Origin of the sequence: Rodentibacter mrazii, from assembly GCF_001998825.1 — a bacterium.
In the GTDB taxonomy this organism is placed as follows: Bacteria; Pseudomonadota; Gammaproteobacteria; order Enterobacterales; family Pasteurellaceae; genus Rodentibacter; species Rodentibacter mrazii.
Genome location: NZ_MLHG01000048.1, coordinates 1 through 9253 on the forward strand (window position 1 = coordinate 1; position 9253 = coordinate 9253).

The 9253-nt window shown below is 40.7% G+C and carries 8 protein-coding genes and 1 riboswitch; of the genes, 2 read left to right on the plus strand and 6 right to left on the minus strand.

Annotated elements, in window-relative coordinates:
- The coding region (locus BKK47_RS07745; protein WP_208603968.1) for a hypothetical protein at positions 1–247 on the plus strand (247 nt) is incomplete at its 5' end.
- A 297-nt stretch (positions 248–544) separates the two neighbouring features.
- On the opposite strand, the gene BKK47_RS07750 is transcribed toward BKK47_RS07745, so the two are convergent.
- The 5 genes from BKK47_RS07750 to uvrD all read right to left on the minus strand — a co-directional run bounded on the left by BKK47_RS07750 (position 545) and on the right by uvrD (position 6824).
- On the minus strand, positions 545–1528 hold the full coding sequence (locus BKK47_RS07750; protein WP_077494292.1) for a peptide ABC transporter ATP-binding protein: 984 nt from the start codon (positions 1526–1528) through the stop codon (positions 545–547).
- Positions 1525–2526 (minus strand): dipeptide ABC transporter ATP-binding protein, encoded by a 1002-nt coding sequence (dppD, locus tag BKK47_RS07755; RefSeq protein ID WP_077494293.1) that lies wholly within the window; start codon positions 2524–2526, stop codon positions 1525–1527. Before dppD ends, BKK47_RS07750 begins: the two co-directional genes overlap by 4 nt.
- Before the next feature lie 8 nt (positions 2527–2534).
- A complete protein-coding gene (locus BKK47_RS07760; protein WP_077494294.1) occupies positions 2535–3422 on the minus strand; it encodes an ABC transporter permease subunit in 888 nt (295 codons plus the stop codon).
- Positions 3423–3436: 14 nt separating this feature from the next.
- Entirely contained in the window at positions 3437–4438 is a 1002-nt protein-coding gene (locus BKK47_RS07765) for an ABC transporter permease subunit (RefSeq protein ID WP_077494295.1), read from the minus strand.
- A 205-nt stretch (positions 4439–4643) separates the two neighbouring features.
- Entirely contained in the window at positions 4644–6824 is a 2181-nt protein-coding gene (uvrD, locus tag BKK47_RS07770) for a DNA helicase II (protein ID WP_077494296.1), read from the minus strand.
- Between the two features lie 120 nt (positions 6825–6944).
- Positions 6945–7033: riboswitch (TPP riboswitch) on the plus strand.
- A 50-nt stretch (positions 7034–7083) separates the two neighbouring features.
- Between uvrD and BKK47_RS07775 the strand changes: the two genes are divergently transcribed.
- On the plus strand, positions 7084–8124 hold the full coding sequence (locus tag BKK47_RS07775) for an ABC transporter substrate-binding protein (RefSeq protein WP_077494297.1): 1041 nt from the start codon (positions 7084–7086) through the stop codon (positions 8122–8124).
- Between the two features lie 85 nt (positions 8125–8209).
- Here the strand turns inward: BKK47_RS07775 and fdhD are convergent, their stop codons facing one another.
- Positions 8210–9022, minus strand: coding sequence for a formate dehydrogenase accessory sulfurtransferase FdhD (fdhD, locus tag BKK47_RS07780; RefSeq protein ID WP_077494298.1), 813 nt, complete (start codon positions 9020–9022; stop codon positions 8210–8212).
- Positions 9023–9253 lie beyond the last annotated feature (231 nt).

The window sequence follows — 9253 nt, forward strand, 5'->3', positions numbered from 1 at the left end:
CGCTAAGATTGATAAGAATAATGTAATGATTAATGATTATTCTGCACTCTCTGAAGAATATTCTCCTGATGATTGGGATAGAATTATAAAATTTACTAAGGATAATGTGAGTGAGTTTTATAAAGATAAAGTATATTTGCTTCGTGAAAACGGAGAGACTGAGGAAAATAATAATATTTTTACTCAATGTATGAAGTTTTATCATTCCAATAAGTTGAGGAAATTCATTAAAAAGTATAAATACTAAATTGTAGTAATCCCTGCTTCAAGATGTCTCCAGTATCGTAACAGAACAGGTATTATGGGATATTAACCATAACTTTTGCCAATCTTAGGATAGGAAAACAATAAACAATGGGGGAAGGAGGCTATTGAGACGAACTTAACAGCACAACGTAATACCTTTACCCGTGAACACTAACGGACTGGATTTAGAAACCGGTTTGCCAAAGAAACCGACAAAGTAGTAAAAAAACTGACCGCACTTTTTTCGTTCAACAATCTGCTCTATCCTCAAGTGCAGTCGTTTTTCTTCGTATTTTTACTAATCAATGTAGAAACAGGAGATCTGCTTTCCGCCATCATATTGTTCAAGGGAGGGTTTTTCTTCACGGCATTTTTCTGTGGCTTTCCAACAACGGGGATTAAAAGCACAGCCTTTTGGCGGGTTAATAGGGCTTGGCAATTCACCACTTAATTTAATACGCTCACGACGTAAATGAGATGAAAGACGAGGCGTAGCAGAAAGTAAAGCTTGTGTATAGGGATGTTGCGGATTAGAGAAAATCTGCTTTGTTGTACCTTTTTCTACACAACGCCCAAGATACATCACCATCACCTCATCGGCGATATGTTCCACCACAGAAAGATCATGGGAAATAAATACATAAGAAAGCCCTAATTCATCCTGTAAATCCATCATCAGATTAAGCACTTGCGCCCGCACAGAAACATCTAATGCAGACACCGGCTCATCTGCCACCACAATATCCGGTTCTAACATTAAACCACGAGCAATCGCGATGCGTTGGCGTTGCCCCCCGGAAAACATGTGAGGATAACGATCGTAAAATTCCGGACGTAATCCCACTTTTCCCATGATAGAAAGTACTTTTGCTTTACGCTCTTGAGCAGAAAGTTTGGTATTGATGACTAACGGTTCTTCCAAAATTGAACCGATTTTCTTACGCGGGTTCAACGAGGCATAAGGATTTTGAAAGACAATTTGAATTTTCTTACGGCGTAAGGCTTTGGTTTCCGAATTATTCTCTAAAAAATTCTGTCCATTGTAATACAATTCACCCTCTGTGGGCTGTTCAATCATGGCAAGCAAACGCCCCAATGTGGATTTACCACAACCTGATTCTCCCACCACGGCAAGGGTTTTCCCTCGCTCTAGTTGGAAAGAAACGCCATCTAAAGCCTTCACCAGCTGAGGTTTGGCAAAGAAGCCTTTTTTAACCGGATAATATTTTTTTAACCCTATCGCATTCAGTAAAGGGGCATTCTCTTTGATATGATTTGTCATTGATTATCTCCTTTACGCCATTTAATCGGTTCACCATTAGTATTCAGTGGTGTATGGCATTTCACTTTACGATCACCAATGTGATGTAATTCCGGTTCAACTTGTCGGCAGTATTCCGTTGCATAAGGGCAACGAGGATTTAATAAACATCCGCTTGGCCGGTCATAACGTCCTGGAACAACACCCGGTAACGACAGCAAGCGTGATTTACCTTCTGCAAATTCAGGTAAAGATCGCAATAATGCTTGCGTATAAGGATGTTTAGGTTCGCGGAAAATATCCTCAGCCCGCCCTTCTTCGACGACCTGACCGGCATACATCACCACAATTCGATGTGCCGCTTCGGCAACAAGTGCAAGATCGTGGGTAATTAAGATTAACGACATACATTCTTTTTTCTGTAAATCGAGTAATAAATCCACAATTTGCGCTTGAATCGTCACATCTAATGCCGTAGTCGGCTCATCGGCAATCAATAGCTTTGGTTTACAGGCAATTGCCATAGCAATCATCACCCGTTGGCTCATTCCGCCCGAAAGTTGATGAGGATAAACATCAATACGGGATTCCGGATCGGGAATGCCTACCAAACGTAGTAGTTCTAAAGTACGTTCACGGCGTGATTGTTTTGAGCCGCCTTCATGAATTTTGAGCGCTTCCATAATTTGGAAGCCCACCGTATAGGCAGGATTTAGACTGGTCATCGGATCTTGGAAAATCATTGCCACATCCGCACCAATCAGGGCACGTTTGTCTTTGTCACTCAGTGTTAATAAATCTTTATCTTCAAAGACCAAAGAATCCGCAGAAACTTTCCCCGGATAATCAATTAATCCCATAATCGCAAGAGAACTCACTGATTTACCGGAACCGGATTCACCGACAATGCCCAGCACTTCACCTTGTTCCACTTGGTAACTAACCCGATCTACAGCTTTAAAGGCGTTTTTTTTCTCACCGAAATGAACAGAAAGTTCTTTGACTTCTAATAATGCCATTCTGCCCCCTATTGTTTGAGTTTTGGATCAAGGGCATCACGCAAACCGTCACCCATTAAATTAAATGCCAATACCAAAGATAAGATCACTAAGCCCGGAATCGTGACTAACCAATTCGCTGCCTGCATAAAACTACGGGCTTCGGAAAGCATTGTGCCGAGTTCCGGTGTAGGTGGTTTCGCACCAATACCAAGGAAACCAAGGGTAGCAAGCTCTAAAATCGCATTAGAAATTCCCATCGTCATTTGCACAATCAGGGGAGCTAAACAGTTAGGCAAAATCACAATAAACATCAGACGTAAAACACCTGCCCCCGCCACTTTGGATGAAGTCACATAATCTCGATTTTTTTCATTCATCACTGCCGCACGGGTTAAACGGACATAACTTGGAATGGAAACCACCGCAATGGCCAACGTAGCATTCACTAAAGAAGGTTCAAGGATCGACACCACAACAATCGTCAGCAATAAATTGGGAATAGCGAGCATGATGTCAATTAAACGCACAATCACCGTATCTAATGCTCCACCATAATAACCGGCAACCAAACCTAAACTGGTGCCGAATAAACAAGAAAGCAGCACAATAACAAATCCGGCAAAAACTGAAATTCGGGTGCCATAAATAATGCGAGAAAGAATATCACGGCCGATATCATCAGTACCAAGTAGATAAGCAGCATTGCCCCTGTCATACCAAGCCGGAGGTAATAATAAAGCGGTACGATTTTGCTCAGCCGGATCAAAAGGGGCAATATAGGGAGCAAATAAACTAATCAATGCTACAATTAAAATAAAAATTAAACCGATAAGTGCGCCTCGATTTTGCTTAAAATAAAACCAAAATTCTTGTAGAGGCGTTCGAGGCGCTAATATTGACGTCGTGTCTGTCATTGTTTCTCCCACAATTAATGACGAATACGCGGATTCACCACGCCGTAAAGTAAATCAATGGTTAAATTCACCACAATAATAATCGTAGCGATAATTAAAACCGAGCCTTGTAACACCGGATAATCCCGAGCATGAATAGCATCAATAATCCATTTTCCAATACCCGGCCATGAGAAAATGGTTTCTGTTAAGACCGCACCGGAAAGCAGTTGACCGACAATTAACCCCACTACGGTCACCACCGGAATCAACGCATTACGCAGAGCATGTATAATCACAATGCGGGTATAACTTAGCCCTTTTGCTTTCGCCGTACGAATATAATCTTCGCCTAACACTTCCAACATAGCAGAACGGGTCATCCTTGTAATAATGGCGAGCGGTATGGTGCCTAATACAATGGCAGGTAAAATCAAGGATTTCACCGCATTGGCAAAGGCGCCCGGCACACCGGAAAGCCAAGTATCAATCAGCATAAAACCTGTGGGGGTATCAATCCAAAAATCGTTTTCTAAACGCCCTCCTTGCGGCAAACCTAGGGAAGGAGACACATACAAAATTAGAATTAATCCCCACCAAAAAATCGGCATTGAATACCCGGTTAATGACAGAGTGGTGACAGTATGAGAAATCCAGCTGTCTTTTTTTACCGCAGCAATTGTACCGAGAATCACGCCACCGAGTAGCGACCAAAACAATGCAAAAAAAGCCAATTCAGCCGTAGCAGGGAAAAGGGTAAAAAACTCGGTAAGAACAGGCTGTTGGGTACGAAATGATGCACCAAAATCCCCTTGAATCACATTGCCAATGTAGTTGAAATATTGTTGATATAAAGGAAGATCTAAACCTAATTGATGCATCATTTGCTGATGAACCTCAGGTGTTAAACCCCGTTCACCCATCATAATCTCTACCGGATCACCAGGAATAAAATGCACGAGTGCAAAGGTCACAAAAGTAATAGCGATAAAAGTTGGAATCACCATTAAAATTCGTTTGAAGATAAATTTAAACATTCAATCACTCTGTAACAAAAAGGAAAAGTGCGGTCATTTTCACCGCACTTTTAGAATAAAGCCTTTAGACTCAAAATAAAATGCCTTTGGATTCTACCGCACTTTTTCTAATTTTTCCAAATCACCAATTGCTATTAATCATTCTTTTCCAGAATATACAAATTTTCATCGCTGAATCAACCCCCCTTTAATATAGGAATAAAATCTACCGCACTTTCTCCAATTTTGCCAAATGTGCGATTAACCACTTAATACCTTGTGCTTGGAACGCAATTTGTAACCTTGTATTATTGTCACTCCCCTCAACATTGATCACCGTTCCCAAACCAAATTTTGCATGTTTGACTTTTTGTCCCATTTTCCAACCGTTTTCACTTTCTATCGACTGTGCCAGCGATCCGACTTTTGCTAAATTCATTGCACGTGTCACCGTTCCCCGCAATCGGATTTCTTGGATACATTCTTGTGGTAACTCAGCAATAAAACGGGAGGGTAAATGCCGTTCTTCTTTGGCGTATAAACGGCGGCTTTCCGCATAAGAAATCGTGAGTTTTTGCTTCGCTCTCGTAATCCCCACATAAGCTAGGCGACGCTCTTCTTCCAGTCGCCCCGGTTCTTCAAAAGAACGGAAGCTTGGAAATAACCCTTCTTCTACCCCGACCATAAATACCCGTGGAAATTCTAATCCTTTGGCAGAATGTAGTGTCATCATTTCCACACAAGATTGGTGCGGTGATACCTGTTCTTCGCCAGCCTCAAGGGAAGCATGGGTTAAAAAGGCGGTAAGCTCCGTCATCTCATCGGCATCATCCGGTTTCACAAATTCACGAGTAGCGGTAACCAACTCTTCCAAGTTTTCTATTCGCACTTCGCCCTTTTCACCTTTTTCCTGCTTATACATATCATACAAGCCGGAATGTTTAATCACAAAATCCGTTTGGGCAAAAAGTGGCATTTCAAAGGTATCTTGTTGCAACGAATTAATTAACTCTTGAAAACGCAGTAACGCAGTGGAAGCTCGCCCCGTAAGCATATTCTCCTGTATAGCAATCTGTATCGCTTGCCATAAGGTTATTTGTCGCTCACGGGTTAGATTTCTCAAAATATCTAAGGTGCGATCACCAATTCCACGTGATGGCGTATTAATAACGCGTTCAAAAGCCGCATCATCTTGGCGGTTATTGATCAAGCGTAAATAAGCTAAAGCATCTTTAATTTCTTGGCGTTCAAAGAATCGCATTCCTCCATAAATACGGTAAGGAATTTGGCAACGGATTAAGGCTTCTTCAATGACACGGGATTGGCTGTTGCTACGATAAAGCACCGCACAATCATCCAACTTCCCTCCATTTTCAACCCAATCTTGAATTTGAGATGCCACAAATTTAGCTTCGTCAAGCTCATTGAACGCGGCGTAAATACCAACCGGTTCGCCTTTTTCCCCTTCTGTCCATAAATTCTTACCGAGACGATCCGCATTATTGGCAATTAATTCATTCGCACTATTTAGGATATTGGCGGTAGAGCGGTAATTTTGCTCAAGGCGTATGGTTTCCCCTTTGAAATCCTTGAGGAATTTTTGGATATTTTCAACCTGAGCCCCACGCCAACCATAGATAGACTGATCGTCATCACCCACTATCATAACTTTGCCCGTTTGCCCCGCAAAAATTTTAAGCCATTGGTATTGAATTTTGTTGGTATCTTGAAATTCATCCACCAAAATATGTTGGAAACGTTGTTGATAACGCTGCAAAATCAGCGGTTTTTTAGCAAATAGTTCATAAGCACGAATTAACAATTCTGCAAAATCGACCAATCCAGCACGATCACAAGTATCTTGGTAAATTTGATAAATTTTAATCCATTCACGCTCTTGACGATCATTAAAATCCTCAATTTCTTGTGGCCGTAAGCCTTCATCTTTTTTGTTATTGATGTACCAACAAGCCTGTTTGGGCGGAAAGGCTTTTTCATCAAAATTATGTAATTTCAACAAACGTTTAACTAAACGAAGTTGATCTTCTGAATCTAAAATTTGAAAATCTTGCGGCAACCCGACATCTAAATGGTGCGCACGCAATAAGCGATGAGCAATACTATGGAAGGTACCTATCCACATACCAAATAAATTTGAGTTGGAATATTGGCTCAGTGTAGTTTGAATACGGTGACGCATTTCTGCTGCGGCTTTATTGGTAAAAGTCACCGCCATAACGCTGCCTTCAGAAATATTTTCCACCGCCACCAACCACGCAATACGATGGGTCAATACACGGGTTTTACCACTGCCCGCTCCGGCCAAGACTAAATAATTGCCAAGTGGTGCCGTCACCGCTTCACGTTGCTTATCATTCAAACCATCAAGTAATTCAGAAATATCCATTGCATTATTTTATCTGTTTAAATTTACAGTTATTATAGACATTATTTTGTAATACCACAACGGCAGCAACAATAAACAGATCAGACTTTACAAAAATAGAGCAACAGCTTATAGTTTTGGCTTGGTTAGTCGGGGTGCAAAAATCGCTGAGAAATACCCGTGAACCTGAAGCAGTTAGCACTGACGTAGGAAACTAATCTCCTCTTCCTCAAGGGCTGACTTACTTTTTTCTTTGATTAATAATAAGTAAGGATGCATGATGACCCACTATGCTCATTTAAAAACCACCTTAAAATTGACCGCACTTTGTACCCTTTTAGGTTTTAGTTTACCCAATCACGCTGAGGCAAAAGGCAAACTCGTTGTTTATTGCAGCGTTCAAAACACCACTTGTGAGAAAGTGTCTCAAGCATTTAGTAAAAAATATAATGTTGAAACACAATTTGTGCGCCATAGCACCGGTACTGTGCTAGGTAAACTCAAAGCAGAAAAAGACAATCCTCAAGCGGATGTTTGGTATGGCGGAACCTTTGAGCCTCATCTTCAAGCACGTGATGCCGGATTGCTTGCCACTTATCGTTCTCCTGAACAAAAAAATATCATGCCTCAGTTTAAAAAACTGGTGGAACAACGCGGTGATACCACTTCAATTATTTATTTGATGGAGCTTGGCATTGGGGTAAATGAAAAATCCCTTAGCGAAAAAAACATAACCAAACCACAATGTTATGCTGATTTACTAAAACCGGAATTTAAGGATTTAGTGCAATATCCCGATCCTCGTGTATCCGGCACGGGATATAGTATTCTCTCGACTTTAATTGAAATTATGGGGGAAGATAAAGCATTCGATTATTTGAAAGCCTTAAACAAAAATATTAACCAATACACCAAAAGCGGAATGGCGACCAACAATCTTTCGACCGGTTCAACAGCGGTGAATATGAGCTTTATGCACGCCTATGTTCGTGAAAAAGATAAGGGTGCTCCGGTCGTCGGCATTCTGCCTTGTGAAGGAATCGGCTATACACTAGGTGCAGCAAGTATCATCAAAAATGGACGAAATTTAGAAAATGCCAAACGCTTTATTGATTTTGTTCTTTCCGCTGAAGCCCAAGAAATTCCATGGCGTGAAGCTGATTCCTATCAGTTACCGACCAATATCCATGCAAAAGCTCACCCAAATCTGCCTGATCCGATGAAATTAAAATTAATTGATATTGATTTCATTCGATTTGGCGCTGACCAAGAAGCAAAACGTTTGATTGATCGCTGGATGAAAGAAGTGAAAGGGGAATAAATTTCAAACAAAAAAGACGAGGCGACTTAATCAGCCTCGTCTTTTTACAGTAAGAATCAATGAAACAATTTATCGGTAAAAATTCCTAAAAAATCAACCGCTCTTTTCCGGTGTAAATATTCCCTTTGCCTTCCCTTGCAAACCCGATTAATGTCAGACGATGCTCTTCCGCCATTTTTACCGCCAAATCCGTTGCGGCAGAAATGGCAACAAGCAGTTCTACACCGCATGAAATGAGCTTTTGTACCATCTCATAGCTTGCCCGACTTGAAGTAACGACAAATCCTTGTGGTTTCCCCGCTTTAACGTGCCAACCCAGAAGTTTATCCAATGCCACGTGACGGCCAACATCCTCCCGAATCGCAAGCATTTTGCCTTGCAAGTCAAAAAATGCACAGGCGTGAGTCGCGCCTGTCTGCCTACCAAGTTGTTGATTGGCTTGCAATGTAGAAAGGCAGTGATCGAATAAATTTATGTCTAACTGAAAAGTGCGGTCTAATTTAGGAAAGTTTTTGTAAACTTGGTTCAGTTGTTCCGCCCCACAAATGCCACAGCCCGTACGCCCTGTCAGATTACGTCGATGAACTTTAAGTGCCATAAATTGGCGGCTGGAAAGCTCAATTTGTACTTCAATACCATTGCATACTTCTTGTACATCAATACCATAAACATCCGCAGGTTGATTAATAATACCTTCCGTTAAAGAAAAACCTAGGGCAAAATCCTCTAAATCTTGCGGAGAACACATCATCACGGCATGAGAAATGCCGTTGTAAACAAGTGAAACCGGTGTTTCTACAGCAAGAAAATCGTTTTTTGTTTGTAAAAGTGCAGTTGGTTTTTCTGATGTTTTTAGTTTTTCAAAAAAATTGAGGGATTGTTCAATCAACTCATTCATTGATGACCTGCTTATTAAATCATGTAATAAAAATGTTAACTTTTTTTACTAGTTTCGTGATCTTAGTCACTCATTTTTGTGGATATAATGTATTTTGATTATGGATTTATCGATAAAAAATAGGTATCCTAAACAAACTTAAATTGATGTTTTTCTATACGCAATTTAGTCTGTTGATTAGCGTTATTCTAACGAAATCAACCAAATTTTCTATATGAATTTCTTTACTAT

What these genes read in the sequence shown, in the direction of transcription:
- BKK47_RS07750 (WP_077494292.1), bottom strand. Translation starts at nt 1,528, where the DNA reads ATGACAAATCATATCAAAGAGAATGCCCCTTTACTGAATGCGATAGGG.
- dppD (WP_077494293.1), bottom strand. Translation starts at nt 2,526, where the DNA reads ATGGCATTATTAGAAGTCAAAGAACTTTCTGTTCATTTCGGTGAGAAA.
- BKK47_RS07760 (WP_077494294.1), bottom strand. Translation starts at nt 3,422, where the DNA reads ATGACAGACACGACGTCAATATTAGCGCCTCGAACGCCTCTACAAGAA.
- BKK47_RS07765 (WP_077494295.1), bottom strand. Translation starts at nt 4,438, where the DNA reads ATGTTTAAATTTATCTTCAAACGAATTTTAATGGTGATTCCAACTTTT.
- uvrD (WP_077494296.1), bottom strand. Translation starts at nt 6,824, where the DNA reads ATGGATATTTCTGAATTACTTGATGGTTTGAATGATAAGCAACGTGAA.
- BKK47_RS07775 (WP_077494297.1), top strand. Translation starts at nt 7,084, where the DNA reads ATGACCCACTATGCTCATTTAAAAACCACCTTAAAATTGACCGCACTT.
- fdhD (WP_077494298.1), bottom strand. Translation starts at nt 9,022, where the DNA reads ATGAATGAGTTGATTGAACAATCCCTCAATTTTTTTGAAAAACTAAAA.